At 59.8% G+C, this 17005-nt stretch carries 15 protein-coding genes and 1 pseudogene; 6 read left to right on the top strand and 10 right to left on the bottom strand.

What is annotated here, in order from left to right; translation table 11 throughout:
• Positions 1-123: 123 nt before the first annotated feature.
• The 9 genes from AB2N08_RS12695 to AB2N08_RS12655 form a co-directional block, all read right to left on the bottom strand.
• Positions 124-2643 carry a glycoside hydrolase family 3 protein gene (locus AB2N08_RS12695; RefSeq protein ID WP_367611009.1) on the bottom strand — a complete coding sequence of 840 codons (2520 nt, stop codon included), beginning with the start codon at positions 2641-2643 and terminating at the stop codon, positions 124-126.
• Between the two features lie 34 nt (positions 2644-2677).
• Positions 2678-4042, bottom strand: a complete 1365-nt coding sequence (locus AB2N08_RS12690; protein WP_367611008.1) for a GH1 family beta-glucosidase — start codon at positions 4040-4042, stop codon at positions 2678-2680.
• 131 nt (positions 4043-4173) lie between these two features.
• The gene (locus AB2N08_RS12685) at positions 4174-5226 is read right to left on the bottom strand and encodes a LacI family DNA-binding transcriptional regulator (protein ID WP_367611007.1); all 1053 of its coding nucleotides are present in this window, start codon (positions 5224-5226) and stop codon (positions 4174-4176) included.
• A gap of 74 nt (positions 5227-5300) precedes the next feature.
• Positions 5301-6347 carry an ABC transporter ATP-binding protein gene (locus AB2N08_RS12680; RefSeq protein WP_367611006.1) on the bottom strand — a complete coding sequence of 349 codons (1047 nt, stop codon included), beginning with the start codon at positions 6345-6347 and terminating at the stop codon, positions 5301-5303.
• Between the two features lie 5 nt (positions 6348-6352).
• Positions 6353-7243, bottom strand: coding sequence for a carbohydrate ABC transporter permease (locus AB2N08_RS12675; RefSeq protein ID WP_367611005.1), 891 nt, complete (start codon positions 7241-7243; stop codon positions 6353-6355).
• Positions 7240-8133, bottom strand: coding sequence for a carbohydrate ABC transporter permease (locus AB2N08_RS12670; RefSeq protein WP_367611004.1), 894 nt, complete (start codon positions 8131-8133; stop codon positions 7240-7242). Before AB2N08_RS12670 ends, AB2N08_RS12675 begins: the two co-directional genes overlap by 4 nt.
• Before the next feature lie 4 nt (positions 8134-8137).
• Positions 8138-9403, bottom strand: coding sequence for an ABC transporter substrate-binding protein (locus AB2N08_RS12665; protein ID WP_367611003.1), 1266 nt, complete (start codon positions 9401-9403; stop codon positions 8138-8140).
• 78 nt (positions 9404-9481) lie between these two features.
• Positions 9482-9703 (bottom strand): helix-turn-helix domain-containing protein, encoded by a 222-nt coding sequence (locus AB2N08_RS12660; protein WP_367611002.1) that lies wholly within the window; start codon positions 9701-9703, stop codon positions 9482-9484.
• Between the two features lie 2 nt (positions 9704-9705).
• On the bottom strand, positions 9706-10203 hold the full coding sequence (locus AB2N08_RS12655) for a hypothetical protein (protein WP_367611001.1): 498 nt from the start codon (positions 10201-10203) through the stop codon (positions 9706-9708).
• A gap of 420 nt (positions 10204-10623) precedes the next feature.
• Here AB2N08_RS12655 and AB2N08_RS12650 point away from each other — a divergent pair, with 420 nt between their 5' ends.
• The 4 genes and pseudogenes from AB2N08_RS12650 to AB2N08_RS12635 all read left to right on the top strand — a co-directional run.
• Positions 10624-11961, top strand: coding sequence for a tyrosine-type recombinase/integrase (locus AB2N08_RS12650; protein WP_367611000.1), 1338 nt, complete (start codon positions 10624-10626; stop codon positions 11959-11961).
• A 340-nt stretch (positions 11962-12301) separates the two neighbouring features.
• On the top strand, positions 12302-12535 hold the full coding sequence (locus AB2N08_RS12645; RefSeq protein ID WP_367610999.1) for a hypothetical protein: 234 nt from the start codon (positions 12302-12304) through the stop codon (positions 12533-12535).
• Positions 12532-13341 (top strand): plasmid recombination protein, encoded by an 810-nt coding sequence (locus AB2N08_RS12640; RefSeq protein WP_367610998.1) that lies wholly within the window; start codon positions 12532-12534, stop codon positions 13339-13341. Before AB2N08_RS12645 ends, AB2N08_RS12640 begins: the two co-directional genes overlap by 4 nt.
• A 355-nt stretch (positions 13342-13696) precedes the next feature.
• A pseudogene (locus AB2N08_RS12635) lies at positions 13697-14303 on the top strand (IS3 family transposase); the annotation flags it as partial.
• Here AB2N08_RS12635 and AB2N08_RS12630 read toward each other — a convergent pair.
• Entirely contained in the window at positions 14258-14917 is a 660-nt protein-coding gene (locus AB2N08_RS12630) for an endonuclease domain-containing protein (protein ID WP_367610997.1), read from the bottom strand. The pseudogene AB2N08_RS12635 and the gene AB2N08_RS12630 overlap by 46 nt on opposite strands.
• A gap of 220 nt (positions 14918-15137) precedes the next feature.
• Here AB2N08_RS12630 and AB2N08_RS12625 point away from each other — a divergent pair, with 220 nt between their 5' ends.
• Positions 15138-15380 (top strand): helix-turn-helix domain-containing protein, encoded by a 243-nt coding sequence (locus AB2N08_RS12625; protein WP_367610996.1) that lies wholly within the window; start codon positions 15138-15140, stop codon positions 15378-15380.
• An 877-nt stretch (positions 15381-16257) separates the two neighbouring features.
• The gene (locus AB2N08_RS12620) at positions 16258-16887 is read left to right on the top strand and encodes a hypothetical protein (RefSeq protein WP_367610995.1); all 630 of its coding nucleotides are present in this window, start codon (positions 16258-16260) and stop codon (positions 16885-16887) included.
• The last annotated feature ends 118 nt before the right edge of the window (positions 16888-17005 follow it).

Raw genomic sequence — 17005 nt, 5'->3', positions numbered from 1 at the left:
TTTGATCCGACAGGATAGCCGAAACGCCGCGCGAAGCGGAATATTGTTCAGTAATCAAGCAGGCCGTATGCGCGCCGGGTGATCGCCCGGCGCTTCTTGACCGCGAAGATCCCAGACCTGCCGTTATTTGAATTCCCCGCACTGCACGGCATCGGCCTCTTTGGCGGCGCCGCCGGCTATCTCGATGTTGGCAAAGGCGGCGGTGAACGCGCCGCTGCTGGTCACGCTGAACGGCGTATCGACCTTGGCCAGATCAAGTCCCTTGGTCTGGAAGCAGGCCAGCGGAATCGAGACCGTATGCTTGCCGCCGTCGGCCAGACGCTTGAACAGGCTTGTTGCATCCAGCTCAAAGCTATCCGCGCCCTGGCGCATCGCCAGCGTGACTTTGCCGGCCGGCGCCTTGGCGACGATGGTATCGAAGCGCAGCACGCCATCCTTCACGGCAGCCGCAGGTACGGTCATGGTGCGCGCGCCACGCGCTTCGAGCGTCGCCGGCCCGGTCCAGGCGCCCATCTTCGCGTCCTGCTGCGTATTGACCTGCGCGGTCGTCACCACGATGCCCGGCAGCGTGAAGCTCGCATTCAGGTCCGCGCTCAGTACCGTGGCTTGCTGGCTGCTGCGGATCGCCAGCGGGAAGCTGGTGCGGTCGGCCTGGCTGAACACCGGGAAGGTATTGCCGGCGCTGCAGCCGCCCTGCGGGATCGTCTCATCGAGCTTGCCGAGTTTCGAGCGCGTGCCGGCCTTGAGCCCATAGCCATAAGCGAACAGCGGCGCGTAATCCTTGTCGCCGACATTGAGCTTGACCTGGCAGGCCGACTTCGGCCACGAGAACGGCAGCGTGCCGCGGAAGTCATGGCGCTGGCTGCCGGCGAACAGCACGTCCGACACGCCCTTGCCCTCGGAACCCGGCAGCCAGACCGAGATGAAGGTATCCGACAGATTGAGCAGGTCGTTGGCGTACACCGGGCGGCCCGTGACCATCAGCGTGATGACCGGCTTGCCCTTGCCGGCCACCGCCTTCAGCACCGCCAGGTCTTCCGGATAGCGGCTGCTATGGCGCAGCGTACCCGATGGGTGGATGTCGCCATCGCCTTCCGCATACGGGCGCTCGCCGATGACGACGATGACGGCGTCGAACTTCGACACGTCGATGCCCTTGGCGTCGAGGCTGAAGCTCACGTTGTCGCTACCCGCCGCTTCGCGAATGCCGGCCAGGATCGTGTCGGCGTTCTTGAAGTCCGCATTCGTGGTGGCGGTGCCTTGCCACGTGATCGACCAGCCGCCGCTCTGGTTCGCCAGCTCATCGGCGCTCTTGCCCACCACGAGGATTTTCTGGCCGCGTTTCAACGGCAGGGCAGGGCCTTCGTTCTTGAGCAGCACGAGCGACTCGCGCACGGCGCGCCGCGCCAGCGCGCGCGCCTGCATCGCGTCATCCTTGCCCGCATACGCATTCTGGGCCGGGCTCTTGTCGAACAGGCCGGCGCGCAGCTTGACGCGGATGATGCGGGTGACGGCGTCGTCGATGCGCGCCATCGGAATCTCGCCCGCTTCGACCTGCTTGATCGTGTTGGCGATAAAGGCTTTCCAGTCGTCCGGCACCATGAACATGTCGTTGCCGGCGTTGACCGCCTGGGCGCAGCTGTCGTTGCGGCAGCCTTTCACTTCGCCGATGCCATTCCAGTCGGTGACGACAAAACCGTCAAAACCCATCTTGCCCTTGAGGATATCGGTGAGCGCCACCTTGCTGCCATGGAGCTTGCCATGCTCGACGCCGGCGGCCGTATCGGTCCAGCTGTTAAACGACGACATCACGGTCTGCGCGCCGGCCGCCAGCGCCGGGACGTAGCCGGCGCCGTGGATGTTGATCAGGTCAACGGCGCTGGCCTCGGTCACGCCGCGGTCCTTGCCGTTCTTTGTGCCGCCATCGCCGATGAAGTGCTTGGCGGTGGCGATGGTGTTGGCATCGCTCTTGAACGCGCCCTGCATGCCGGCCACGTACTCGCCGGCGTAGCTGCGCACGACTTCCGGATGCTCGGCATAGCTTTCGTAGGTGCGGCCCCAGCGATCGTCGCGCACGACGGCCAGCGTCGGCCCGAACACCCAGGCGATGCCGGTCGCGCGCACGGCCTTGGCAGTGGCCGCGCCGATCTCGCGCATCAGCTGTGGATTGCGCGCCGCGCCCAGCCCGATATTGTGCGGGAACAGCGTGGCGCCCGGCACGTTGTTGTGGCCATGGACTGCATCGGTGCCCCACACGACCGGCACCTTGATGGCCATGTCGGTCTTCATCGACGCTTCGTGATACGCCTGCGCCAGATCGAGCCATTCCTTGGCACTGGCCGCCTTGTTCCCGTTCGGCCAGCTGCCACCGCCATTGAGTACCGAGCCAAGGTAGTACGTCGTCACGTCTTGCGGCGTGGCGGTCTTGATCTCGGGCTGCGTCATCTGGCCGACCTTCTGGGCCAGCGTCATCTTGCTGACGATGTCCCGGACGCGCTGTTCAAGCGCGGCGTCCTGCTTGATCGCGCTGGTGACGCGTGGCCAGTCGGCCAATTTGGTATCGACGGGGGCGGCGTGCGCGAAGGCAGGCAGGGCAAGGGCGATCGCAATGGCGAGGACGGAAGGGCGAAGCGTAGTTGTCATGGATTGTCTCGTTCTATGGTTGTTTTTTAAATAGTCATGCCTGGCGCAGGAACGCGCCGTACCACTTGCCGCTGCTCTTGAGGCGGCGTTGCTGTGTAAGGTAATCGATGTGCACCAGCCCGAAACGCTTCAGGTAACCTTCGGCCCACTCGAAATTATCGAGCAGGCTCCAGGCGAAGTAACCTTTCACTGGCGCGCCGCTATCGATGGCACTCTTGAGCGACGCCAGGTGCCGCATCAGGTAATGACGGCGCTGCACGTCGTCGATCTCGCCGTCGGCGCCCACCACGTCGTCGAAGGCCGAACCGTTTTCGGTCACGTACATCGGGCCCGGGTGGTAGTCGTTCTCGATGCGCAGCAAGAGTTCGGCCAGGCCTTCCGGCACCACCGGCCAGCCCATCGCGGTGATTTCGCCCTGCGTGGTCGGCAGCACCTTCGCATCGAGCGGCGCGTGGCCGGCCGCATGCGCGACCACTTCGGGGAAGTAGTAATTCACGCCCATGAAGTCGGTCTTGACCGCGATGGCGGCCATGTCACCCGGCGCGACGTCGGGCGCCGCAGCGCCCACCTGCGCGAGCGTCGCCTCAGGATAACCGCGACCGAACAGCGGATCGAGGAACCAGCGGTAGCGCAGGCCGTCGTGGCGTTCCTTTGCCGCGATGTCGAGGGCGCTGTCGCTGGCCGCGCGCAGCGGGTGCAGGCTGACCGCCATGCCCACCTGCGCGTCCGGCACATTCGCGCGGATCAACGGCACGGCCTTGCCGTGCGAGACCAGCACGTTATGCGCGACCTGCAATGCCGCTTTCAGGTCGGTCTTGCCGGGCGCGTGCCAGCCTTCGAAGTTGCCGATGATCGCCGTGCACCACGGCTCGTTGTGGGTGATCCAGTGCTTGACGCGGTCGCCGAGCGTGCGCGTCATCGCATCGGTGTACTCGAGGAACGCGTCAATCGTCGCGCGGTTTTCCCAGCCGCCCGCATTCTGCAGCGTTTGCGGCAAGTCCCAGTGGTACAGCGTGGCCCATGGCTGCAGGCCGCGTTCGAGCATGCCATCGACCAGGCGCGAATAAAAATCCAGGCCCTTCTGGTTCGGGGCGCCGCCACCTTCGCTGAAGATGCGCGGCCACGCGATCGAGAAGCGGTAGGCGTTCAGGCCCATGCCGCGCGCGATATCGAAGTCTTCCGGCCAGCGGTGGTAATGGTCGCACGCGACCAGGCCGTCCGACCCGTCGCGGATGGCGCCGGACGTGGCGGCGAAGCGGTCCCAGATCGATTCGACGCGGCCGTCGTCGCGGGCGGCGCCTTCGATCTGGTACGACGATGTGGCGCAGCCCCACAGGAAGTCGCGGGCGAAATCGCTGCGCTGCGGCGCTTGTGGCTCGGGGCGGTTGGCAGTGGTCATGGGTCTCGCTTTATCTGGTCAACAAGGTCTGAATGAAAATCGGGGAAAGCATCGGCATGCTGTTGGAAAGCTTTCCAGTTCGTGTTCAAAAAAATGGCCGCGCGCGGCCCGTGCTGGCGTCGCCAGTGGCGTCATGTCTTTTTGCCCCCGCGCTTGGGTTTGGGGTTGGCCTTGCCCACACCGGCGTTGGCCAGCGATGCGCGCATCGTCACGCTGACCGGGAACGTGCGCGTGACCGGGCGCCCCAAGTCGTAGCAGCGATTGAGCAGGGCATTTACGCCGCTGAGGGTCATCTCGCGCCACGGCATGTGCACCGACGTCAGGCGCGGCGCCGCGAATTCGGCGCTGGGCGTGTCATCGTAGCCAATCACCGACAGATCGCGGGGTACGCTGATGCCGGCTTCCTGGAAGTACGACAGCGCGCCCACCGCCATCTCGTCGTTGGCGCAAAAGAGCGCCGTGCACGGCGTCTTCGATTCGACCAGGGCCTTGGCCGCGAGCCAGCCGCCCTGTGGCGAGAAGTCGCTCTCGGCGATCCAGACTTTATCGGTGTCGAGGCCGGCGGCCAGAAGTTCATGCATGAAGCCGTCGATACGCGCCACGTTGTCGACCAGCGCATTCGGGCCCGAGATCACGGCGATGTCGCGGTGGCCGTGCTCGAGCAGCGTGCACGCTGCCAGGCGCCCGCCCAGCGCATGGTCGACGGTAAAACACTGGCCGGGCAGGTCGGTGAAATCGTGGTTCAGCGAGACGATCATGCGGCGCTTGGCGCCAAGGGCCGCGATGTCTTCAGCCGTCAGCGCGCTGGTCATCATGATCAGGCCATCGCAACCGCGTTCGATCAGGAACTCGATGCCCTCGATGGCCTGGTTGCGCGCGTCGCCCAGGCCCACGCCGAAGGCGACCACCATGTGCAGGCCGGCCGCGCGCAGTTCGGTGTCGATGATCTGCAGGATCGGCGTGTAGAAGGTGCCCGATAAAACAGGGATGTAGACACCCACCATCCGGCTCGTGCCGGACAGCAGGGCGCGCGCCGCATGCGACGGGCGAAAACCCAGCTCGTCGATCGCCTTGCGCACGCGTTCGAGCGTGGCGGGCGATACCGAGCCCTTGCCGCTGACCACGCGCGAGGCGGTGCCGAGACCGACGCCGGCCAGCCGCGCTACGTCCTTGATTGTCGCCACGAGCGATCCTTGTTCAATGTTTGATCAAAATAACCGTCAAGCATACTGCATTCACCTGCATCTGACACCTCTCTTTACAGGCGTTTGCCGGTGGCGCGATCGAACAGCGACACCCGGCCCGCGTCGATCGCAAAGCGCACGGCCTGGCCAGCCACCAGCGGCCGCGCATCGTGCACGATGCTCGATAACGCCTGGCCGGCGCAGTCGAGCCACACCACCTGGTGATTCCCCATCGGCTCGACCAGCGTGACGCTGGCGCATAGCGGCCCGTGATCGTCGATGTGGATGTGTTCCGGGCGCGCGGCCAGCGTCACGGCGCCGGCGCCGCCGCCACGCCTGATTTGTACCGTGAACGTGCCGGCGCTGAAGCGCCCGTTCGCATCGATATCGCCGTCCACAAAATTCATCGACGGCGAACCGAGAAAGCCCGCCACGAAGCGGTTCGCCGGCGTGTCGTAGACCTCGGCCGGCGTGCCGATCTGCTGGATGCGCCCGCCCTGCATCACGACGATGCGGGTTGCCAGCGTCATCGCCTCGGCCTGGTCGTGCGTTACGTAGATCATCGTCGAGCCAAGCGTCTGGTGCAGCAGCTTGAGCTCACGCCGTAGTTCTGCGCGCAGCTTGGCGTCGAGATTCGACAGCGGCTCGTCGAACAGGTACACGCCCGCTTCGCGCACCAGCGCGCGCCCGATCGCCACGCGCTGGCGCTGGCCGCCCGAGAGCTGCGCCGGCTTGCGATCGAGCAGGGCATCGAGCTGCAGCATCTCGGCCGTGCGGCGCACGCGGCGCGTCACTTCCGCCTTCGGCGTGCCAGAGATGCGCAGGCCAAACGACATGTTCTTCTCGACCGTCATGGACGGATACAGCGCATACGACTGGAACACCATGCCGATCCCGCGCTCGCTCGGATCTGCGTGGCTCATGTCGCGCCCACCGATCTCAATGGCGCCGCCCGAAATGTCGATCAGACCGGCGATGCTGTGCAACAGCGTGGACTTGCCGCAGCCCGATGGCCCGAGCAGCACGAGAAATTCGCCCGGCGCGATCTGCAGATCGAGGTCGCGAATGATCTCGTTGTTGCCTCGATTGATGCACAGTTTGCGCAGATGGACATTCGACATGAGGGTCAGCCTTTCACGGCGCCGGCGGCGATACCGCGCACGAACCAGCGTCCCGAGATGAAATAAATCGCCAGCGGCACGGCGGCCGTGAGGATGGTGGCGGCCATGTTCACGTTGTACATGCGCGTGCCGGTGGTGGTGTTGATCACGTTATTGAGCTGCACCGTCATCGGCAGGTTCTCGCGTCCGGCGAACACCAGGCCCAGGATGTAATCGTTCCACACGCCCGTGACCTGCATGATCGCGGCGACCACGATGATCGGCAGCGACATCGGCAGCATCACTTGCAAAAAGATGCGCCAGAAGCCGCCGCCATCGATGCGCGCAGCCTGGAACAATTCGTGCGGCACCGACGCATAGTAATTCCGGAACAGCAGCGTCATGAGGGGCATGCCGAAGATGACGTGCACGACGACGATCGCCGGCAGCGAGCCGAAGACACCGGCATGCGCCATCATCCACACCAGTGGATAAATCATCACCTGCACCGGAATGAAGGCGCCTGCCAGCAGCACGCCAAACAGCAGGTTCGCGCCGCGCGGGCGCCAGAACGACAGCGCGTAGCCATTGATCGCGCCGAGCAGGATCGGGATCACGGTGCTGGGCACGGCGATCGCCACCGAATTCCAGAAGCCCTGGCTGACCGCGCCCCAGGCATCGCGCCACGGACCCAGCGTGGCCACGCCGGGCAGGGCGAACACATTGCCCATCCTGATCTCGCTCATCGGCTTGAACGACGTGATGACCATGACATACAGCGGCAGCAGGAAAAACAGCGCAGCGCTGAACAGGAAGGCGTACACGCCGATGCGCGCAGGCGTCAAGCCGCGCTTGCGCCGCGCGGCCGGACGGCTCGCAACCGGCAGCGGCGGGGTGAACATGTGCGGCGCATTCATGCGTGGCCTCCCTGGATCCGCGCGCGGCGACTGCGCGCATACGCATACGGCGCGAGCAGGGCCAGCACCGGCACCAGCAGCGTCACGGCGCCAGCCGAGGCCAGGCCGATGTTCGAGCGCAGGAACAGATGGTCCATGATGAACTTGGCCGGCACTTCGCTGGCGATGCCGGGCCCACCTTGCGTCATTGCGACGACGGCGTCGAACAGTTTCACGACGGCGGTGGAGAGCAGCAGGGACACGGTGGCCACAGTGGGGCCGAGCATCGGCAGCACAATTTGTAGATAAACTCGAGAGGCCGGGATGCCGTCGAGCCGCGCGGCCTTGTAGATCTCTGGGTCGATGCCGCGCAAGCCGGCCAGCATCAGCGCCATCACGAGGCCCGAGGCTTGCCACACGGTGGCGATGACGACGGTGTAGATCACCAGGTCCTGGTGCACGATCCAGTCGAACGAAAAACCGGGAAAGCCCAGCTGGCGCACGGCGCCTTCGATGCCGCTGCCCGGCGCGAGCAGCCATTGCCATACGAGGCCGGTGGCGATGAACGACATCGCATACGGATACAGGAACACGGTGCGCAGCAGCCCTTCGCCCTTCACGTTCTGGTCGATGAACACGGCCAGCAAAAAGCCGATGACCATGCAGGCGACGATAAACACCGCGCCGTAGACGGCCAGGTTGTGCAGCGACAGCAGCCAGCGCTCGTTGTCGAACAGGCGCACGTACTGCGCCACGCCGATATACGTATCGGACGGGAAGGTGCGCGACGCGGTGAACGATGTGCGCAAGGTCCACAGCGCGCCGCCGACATAGGCCAGCAGCACCGTCAGCGCCATCGGCAGCAGGGCGATGTGGGGACTCAGGCGTGTGGAGAGGCGCGGTGTGTGCATGCCGTCAGTATTTAAGGGCGCGGGCGATGCTGCGCTGGACCTTCTCGACCCGCGTGTCCATATTCCAGTACGCGGTCAGGATATCCTGCATCGCGCCGTTCTGGTCGGGCGTGAGATACACCTCGGTCACGCCGACCTGGCGCGTGCGGTCCTTGATGATGGCGACGCCCTTTTGCGCGCACAGGTCGAGCTCATTGGACTGGGCGTCCAGGCGCACCGGGATCGAGCCTTTGAGCTTGCTGAAGGCGATCTGCAACGCTGGCTGCGAGACCACTTGCGCCAGCAGTTGCTGGGCCTTGATGGCTTCAGGCTTGTCGGTGCGCGGGAAAACAAAGACGTCGCCCTGCATCAGGTACGGCGTGTCGGGTTGGAGGCCCGCGATGCAGCCGTAGTGCTGGCCCGGCAGCTGGCCGGCATTGGTGAACTCGCCCTTGGCCCAGTCGCCCATCACCTGGAAGCCTGCTTTACCGCTGATGACCATCGCGGTGGCGTCGTTCCAGTTGCGGCCCGGCGCGCCGGGATCGACATAGGACTTCATGCGCTTGAAGGCCAGCAGCACATCGCGAAACGCGGGCGACAGGATCGTGGTTTGGTCGCGGTCGCGGATCGCTTTCAGGTACAGTTCGCGCCCGCCGATATTGGCCAGAAGCGCCGAGAACAGCACGGTTTCTTGCCACGACTGGCCGCCGTGGGCGAGGGGAATGAGACCGGCGGCCTTCAGCTTGTCGAGTGCGGCGAAAAATTCGTCCATGCTCGCCGGTTCCTTGTCGATACCCGCCTTCTTGAAAGCGGCTTTCGAGTACCAGATCCAGGTCTGCATGTGGATGTTGAGCGGCACCGCGTAGTAGTGGCCATCGTGCTTGATGACGTCGATCAGCGGCTCGGGCAGGATGCGGTCCCAGTCCTGGGCCTTGGCGACGGCGTCGACGTTGTTGAGCATATCCTGCTCGATGACGTCGGTGAACTGCTTGGAGGTGTTGAACTGCGCAGCGGTCGGCGGGTTGCCGCCGATGATGCGGTTGATGGTGACGGCGCGCGACTGGTCGCCGCCTGCGATGGCGCTATCGACCCACACGCCACCGGCATTGCGGAAGGCCTGGGCGACCTGCTTCACGGCGCTCGATTCGCCGCCGGAGGTCCACCAGTGGATGACTTCTGCTTTGGGTGCGGCCGCATTGGCTGGTGCGCTGCTGCTGATCGCGATTCCCAGCAAGGAAGCAGCGGCGCACAACCAGGTGCAGGCTGCTGCCAGGTTGCGGGATTTGACCATCTTGTCTCCGTTCAGTGCCATGTTTTTTTGGCACGTTTGGAAACGTTACCATTGGCTTTGCCCGACTATAGCATCGGGTTAATTTACGGTCAAACTAATCTTGTGGATTGTAATTATTGCATCGAGATTGGGGCTCTGGGTCAGGAGAATGCGACGATTTTCGTCGATGAGTTCAGGGTGCCGATCGACCAATGCAAGCAGGATCGCTGCCTGCGCATTGGGTTTGGAAACGCCTTGCTCCCAGTTTGCGATTGTGCGTGCTTCGGTGCGTAATTGGCGTGCAAATACGGGTTGCGACACGTTTAGTTTGGTACGGATTTGCCGTACCTTTTCTGGTGTGATGGAGAAGGGGGCTTGTATTCGGCTGACGTCGTCTTGAGTGTGGTTTTCCCTAGTCGGGCCTGCTCAAGAGCGTCAAAGCCTTCCAGCAACTCGGAAAAAATATCGCGTTTTGTCATTGTTTGGTTCTCCGCTGCAATTTCCATCTGCAACCGCTCGCGCAGTGCGTCACGCTGTTTTGCGCTCAGGTTGCTTGCTTCATCTTTGTCGTACACGGTAAATAACCAGAACTGGTCATTAGGGTCTTTCCAGAAGTAGATAACGCGCAGTCCACCACGTTTTCCCTTGCCACGGCGCTCATCCCCAAAGCGGAGTTTCCGCAAGCCGCCTGTGCCTCGAATGATGTCACCTGCCTCGGGCAGTCTCATCATTTCATTCTGTAATTGCTTGAATGATTCGTCGTCGAAGTAGAGTTCTCGCACGCGCTGAAACGCAGGAAGCTCGACAAACGTGGCATGCATTGAGTGTACCCAAGTTGGGGATGGTTAGAAAGGAAAAACAGGGATGACTGGTACAAAGACAATGCCAACGTGAAAGGATTGTGGACGTTCAGAGCGGAAGTGTATTGCGGCTGTACACGGCGTGGAGTCGCTGTCGGAAGCCGTAATAGAAGTTGCTGGCAACAAAAAGCCCCATTTGAAGAAAGGCTAGGCTCCATGATGGTGCGGGCTGCCGGTGTCGAACTGCTCACCTGATGATTACAAATCGCCGAAAAGCCATATTCCTTAGTGTTGATTATCGTATATATAAGCCAGAAAACACTTAAAATTCAAATGGTTGCGTGTATTTTTCACTGATGTTGTATTGCTCATCGTTGATTGATATACTCCGGTTCGGGTTACATGGCGGTTACACGTTAGACGTTTCGGAGCAGCTCATCAATGGCGAGAGTGAAGTTCACCGCGGGCCGCATTCGGGCTTTTGAATGCGAGCCTTGCAAGAGTCAGTCGTTTCTTTGGGACACAGAAGCACCGGGGCTCGGCCTACGCGCAACCGCAAATGGGGTAAAAGCATACATCTTTCAGGCGAAGCTGAACAATGCAACCTTGCGCACGACCATTGGTTTAGAAAAGGCCTGGCACCTGGACAAGGCACAAGCTGAGGCCAGACGCCTGAAAGTGCTCGTCGATGGTGGACAAGATCCACGCCAAGTGAAAGTAGAGCAACAGGCTGCTCAAGATGCAGCACGAGATGCCGCTGAGGCGGCTAGCCTGCGGGAGTCCGTGACGCTCGGACATATCTGGCCAGAGTACGTTGCAGATCGGATCGGAAGCCGCGAGAATGGCTGGTCAGAGCACCATATCGCCGCACATCGTAAGCTCATCCAAGCGGGAGGAGAGGCCCGCAGTCGCAGTCGAAAACTAACTCAACCGGGCCCGCTGTTTACGCTTTCGAGTGTCCCATTGATAGCGTTGACCACGGAGCGCATTGAAGAGTGGGCCAAAGTGGAAGCCAAAACTCGTCCTTCCAGTGCAAGGCTTTCCTGGAGGCTGCTCAAGGCCTGTATGAACTGGTGCTCCACGCACAAAATCTACTCAGACATGGTTCCGAACAACCCGACGAAGAGCACCCGAGCTCGGGAGAGCTTGGGCAAACCCAAAAAACGTAATGATGTGTTGCAGCGGGCTATGTTGAAGCCATGGTTCGACGCAGTACGCCAGATCAAGAATCCTGTCATCAGTGCCTACTTGCAGTGTCTGTTACTTGTAGGGGCTAGGAGGGACGAGTTGGCTCAACTGCGATGGGACGATGTGAATTTTAGATGGGGATACATCACCATAAAGGACAAGATCGAAGGTGCACGACAGGTGCCACTGACTCCGTACGTAGCGCGTCTTCTTGAGCAACTACCACGTCGCAATGAATGGGTCTTCTCCAGCCCAGCAGCAGCGTCAGGACGTATTGCGGAGCCACGGATCGCGCACAATGAGGCTCTAGCCTCCGCCGGGCTGCCGCACCTGACTCTACATGGGCTACGAAGATCTTTTGCGACCCTTAGTGAGTGGGAGGAAACCCCAGCAGGAATCGCAGCCCAAATCCAAGGGCATGCACCTCAAGGTGTCCGTGAACAGAATTACATCCGGCGTCCGCTGGACCTTCTAGCGAAGTGGCATGCCAAGATCGAAACGTGGATTTTGCAAGAGGCTGGGGTAAATTTTGCAACGCCGCGCCATGCTGATGAGCATTCACAAGTAGTAGAAATCCCGGTTCACCCATAGATAGCTGCTTAAGCACAAGCCGAAACGGCGCCCGGCTCTCTAGGCGTGTGAAGTCTATACTTGTGTAGACTTCACCAAAATCCGACATCGTTCCTGGCATCTCGACGGCGCCTGACTGTTGCCGTCAACGCATCCTAGCTGTGGGGGCACCCATTGCTCGCTTGATCGTTGACTGGGATGCCGAAGACGCGCTCATGGGTGTAAAACAGCGACCTGGAGGCTCTAACGCGTCGCTGCAAAAAAAAATTCTAAGTTTTCCGAAAGTCCGCTATACAGTCTTGATCGTCCTGCGCTTTAACTCGAGCACCCCGCTCACGTTGGTGCAGCTTTTGGACTAACTATGGCGATGCGCAACAACACGATTTCCTCTCCAGCCCTTGCAGCCGTTGCGAACGGCAGCGAGTTCATCCTTACTGCCGGACTGGGCAAGCTAATGCAGCGAGCACAGCAAACCATCAGGAAGGCGTACTGCCAAACTGGACACTTCTTCGGGATCGTCCCCGTCAAATTCGGCAATCGGCTCCACTGGCGCGTCAGTGACGTGGATGCACTGCTCGCAGGAGCGGGCAAGTGAGCCCATGGCCAAGGGACACCGTCGGCGATGACTCGGCCGTCGCCTTGGCGGAAGTATCAGCATCCAGCCAGGATGCTGGTGCCTTCTCCAGCGGCAAACTGAGCGGATTTTTGCACTTACAAGCAGCGTTGAGGCATAACCTTCGAGAGATTGCTGCCGAACGGGGTTCGTACGGCAACATTGACAGCAAACGCACGATCAACAACTACGCGTTGCACGGACCAGACACGTCAACAGCAGCCATGGGTATTGCAAAAGGTATTGTCAGCACGGCAGATACCGAGGGGAAAGCGTTGAGGAAGGACGCCGTTGTGGGTATTGAACTCATCTTCACCGCGTTGCCCAAGACGAAAGGGGACTTGGTCGAATATTTTGCAGATTGCACTCGTTGGGCAGAGGCCGAATTTAAAGCGCCTTTGTTAAGTTCGGTTGCTCATCTCGACGAAAGCTCTCCGCACTGCCATGTCATCTTGATTCCGCTCGTGAAAGGAAAAATGAACGGAGCTCGTCTCTACGGTGGCAAGACCCAGATGTCGGCACGGCTTTCCTCGTTCTACGAAACAGTGGGAAAGAGATATGGCCTTACCCGGCCCGAAGTGCGGGTCAAGCACCCGTTGGGGCAGCGCATGCTTTTATTGCAGAGATGCGCGGATGTCTTAGCGAAGACGATGTTGCCTGGCAAGCAGATCCAAGCTTTGCTCAAGCCTCACAAGGCTGATCCGCTGCCATTGGCTAGGAGCTTTGGTGTTGTGTTTCGGGGAGCGCGCGCCGAGCCAGGCTCCTTCATCGACTTAATGACAGCTTGAAGCACGATTTGGGTCGCGGGGGCTTGTTGGCTAGAGTACAACGGCTTCCCAGCCGTTGTATGAGACGACCTAAGTTGGAGACTAAGCAGGCATTGCCCATAGCAGCTATTCAGTATCGGTAGTGATGCATGCAATCACCGCGCTCCGCTATCCAATTTGCAGCAAGCACGCGGCATGACTTTGAAACGCCCCGGGTTTTGTGGAGGCTCCATTCTTTGAGAAAACGGAGCTATGAAGAAGCAACTCAAGTATCCCCTGAAGTCATCGAGCGCGCTGTGCCCACGGTTAGCGAGTCTGGCAGCGAGTATGAGTCGCAGTGGGCGGCTATCACGTCAATCGCGGCCAAGATCGGCTGCCGTGCCCGCTCGACTGGGTCATTCGCCAGTTCAAGGCGTAGCGGCCAAACCAGGGTTAGCGATTTCACGTACGTCTCGACATGGTAGGGTTTCGTTTACGTTGCCTTCGTTATCGACGTCTTTGCTCGACGTATCGTCGGCTGGCGGGTAAGCAGCTCGATGCGGACCAACTTCGTGCTCGATGCACTAGAGCAGTCGCTGTACGCACGTCAGCCCGAACGAAATGCCTTGGCCCACCCTAGCGATAGGGGCTCGCAATACGCGTCAATAAAGTACAGCGAACGTCTGGCAGAAGCCGGCATTGAGCCCTCTGTAGGCAGCAAAGGCGACAGCTATGATAATGCCCTGGCCGAGACTATCAACGGGCTCTACAAGGCTGAGTTGATCCACTGCCGCGCTCCTTGGAAAACACGTGAAGCCGTTGAACTGGCCACGCTGGAATGGATTTCCTGGTTCTCGCGCGACTATAGTGGCACCATGCCGAGCACGACTGATGTCTTCGACACCGTCAAAGGGATCATGAGGCACGGTTGCGGCGATAGGCTAAGAACGCCACTGTGTCACACGTTGCTGCTCCTCTCAACTACAGGCATGGTCTCAAGGTAGTGCTTGATATTGCTTAAAACCCGATCGAAGTCGTTCTCAACTTCCTCGTTCCAAAAGCGGATCACGGTCCAGCCGAGCGCAGCAAGAACTTCTGTTTTCCTCCGATCGAGAAACTTCCATTTTTTAAGACGATGTGTCTTCCCATCAATTTCAATGGCAAGTCGATGCGGGACACTGGCGATATCGACCTTGTAGCACGGAGGAAGACTATCAAAATCAGCTCGGACTTCGCGAGTAGCAATTGCTACTTCGGTAGGCAATCCAAGGCTGGTTGCCACCAGTAGCTGGGGTTTAGTCAGTTTGGAGTTTCCTCCTCTAGCAAGAAACGTCCTGCCGAGTAATTTGCTTCTCATCTTCTCAACAGTTTCCGGTTTCGACATAGGATTGTTAGCCTTCATGCGAACGGAACTCTGGGGGCTACTCCTGCCGCGCAGCACCACGCCACGGATACCTGTCATCCATTCATTAAAAGCTTCAGCTCTTCCGGGCTGCGCGTTGCGCCAACTAGCTGCACAAGGGTTGGCGCAAAATCGACGCTTCGCGTTATTTTGTGGTCCAACAGATCGGAAGCTAAATTTAGTGTGACACCATTCGCACAGCTTAAAAATTTGCATGCAATTGTCACATTGCCTAGTCTTTGGGCCAGTAGGAAGAAACGTTACATCGCATGTGCTGCATGTCCGCTGCTTGAAATTTCGAGCACCCATGTATTGTCAAGTATTGATTCTTTATAAGCCTGAAGCTAGCGCGACTCCACCACTCTGAAGGGGTAGATCTGCGTTTTGAGGTACATGTACCGTGGCCTGCTCTAGAGTATAGCTGGATCATTCTTGGGTGCCAAACCCTTCCCATCTACGACAGTCTCCGCAACTCGTTTCTTTAGGGGGCGCCATCCGCACCTTGCGTCTCGCCGCTGGCCTTTCACAAGAGGAGCTTGCTCACTTAGCAGAGGTGGATCGCAGCTACCTCGGTAGAGTCGAACGGGGCGATAACAACGTCGCTGTTATGACCTTGTGCCAGATCGCTCGGGCACTTGACGTATCGGGCGCACAACTCCTCGAGTTAGCGCAGCTATAAGCATTGCATCGCGCAGCATGTTAGATAGATCGCCGCGATCCACGGCTAACGGGCCGCGAACGCATACGCGACTTAGGAGCTGCCTCAGTAACGAGCAGGTCGCGTGTTTGATGAGGGCCGCGAGCCCGTGCTTCGGCCGCTCCCCTGTGGCACGATACCGCGCCGGCTCTATTGCGTATCAACTTCCGCCGAACGCGACAATACTCGCCAGATCCCAGTGGGCAAAAATGCAGCGGAGTTCCTTTGGGTGATGAGAGCGGGCCAGCACGGCGCGCCACGCAAGCTGATGCATGCACTCGCCGTCTCCCGCTGGGCCACATGGGCTGAACGTTCGTTGGCCGGCCAGTACAGCAGTTCAATACCTGGGTGATCCAACAGAACTTCCTACTGGCGCTACATACCGCGCTGGCGGTGTGTCTTCGTGAGAAAGTGCCGCCTGTCACTAGTCTCCCGTTGCTCCGCTCGCTCTTACATGCGAACGTGTCTAGCTTATCTGTCTTCCGACACGCCTACTTCCATCGACTAGACTAAATTTTTTTTTGTCTTGATGGGCGGACCAGCCCCTTTGGCAATACCCATGAGCACCGTGAGCACGAGGAGCACAGAGAGCACAACGAGCACCATGAGCACCACAAATTTACTGAGAACCCGCATGGATACTGCCTCTCGCAGGTCTAGGCGTCGGCAAATCACGAAACTCGGAATCTGAGTTGTATAATGGAAGAAAAATAAGCAAAGTTGATTGTAAATATGTTTGCAAGCCGTTTCTAAGTAAAATAAACGTAAGTGTTTGATTTAAAACGTATTTATGTCAAAGTAGAGCACATCGAAACGATGATTTTTAAGAAATTCCAAAACAACGAAAGACCAGATAATTATGGCGAAGCTTCCCGAAACGATCACGATTAAACCACGTGCCCAGGCGGCCGCGAAAGCGGTTCCAATATCACCTAGGCTCAGTGAAAAAGCTACAAAGAAGCGCCTTTCAAAGGCTCAAAAGGCGACGCTGGCTATGCGCAAGCAACTTTGGCCGGACATTACCGATGAACACCTTTGGCTGCGCAACGACCGCGACGGATTTACTACTATTCCACGTACGATGCCACTCTTCATGGATCTGATTGCCGACGCTTCTAAGCAGGTCACGGCCGGCAAGTCAGTTCCAGCCGGCAAGGCCTACTTGGTACTGTGGTGCCGTGTATTCGATGAAGGCTTGGTAAAGATCGAGGTTGAGGCTGCGGCTGCCATGGAAGCAGGCTATACCGGTGAGCGTAACGTGACCACTTGGCGCGAGCACCTCCGGGTACTCAAGGAATTAGGCTTCATCGATTACGCGGCTGGCTTGGCTGGGCCGTGTCAGTTTGTATTGTTGCTCAACCCCTACCACGCAGTTAGGGCCTTGCTCGCTAAGGGATGGGTACAGCAGGCTGCTTACACCGCAGTCTTCCAACGGGCTCAGGAAATCCGAGCCACTGACCTCGACGAAGCCGAGGATGAGGACTTGTAAGACATAGAAGAAATTACGTGACATAGCTCGGCCGACAACCGTTGACGACGTATGTAGCCAGAACCACCACTGTACTAGCGAGAAGGTACCAGGTCGAAGCCTGCTTTCAGCATATGCC

The organism is Massilia aurea, assembly GCF_040790145.1.
Classification (GTDB): Bacteria; Pseudomonadota; Gammaproteobacteria; order Burkholderiales; family Burkholderiaceae_D; genus Telluria; species Telluria aurea_C.
Note: the sequence above shows the minus strand (reverse complement) of the source record. Positions and strands in the feature narration are given on the sequence as shown.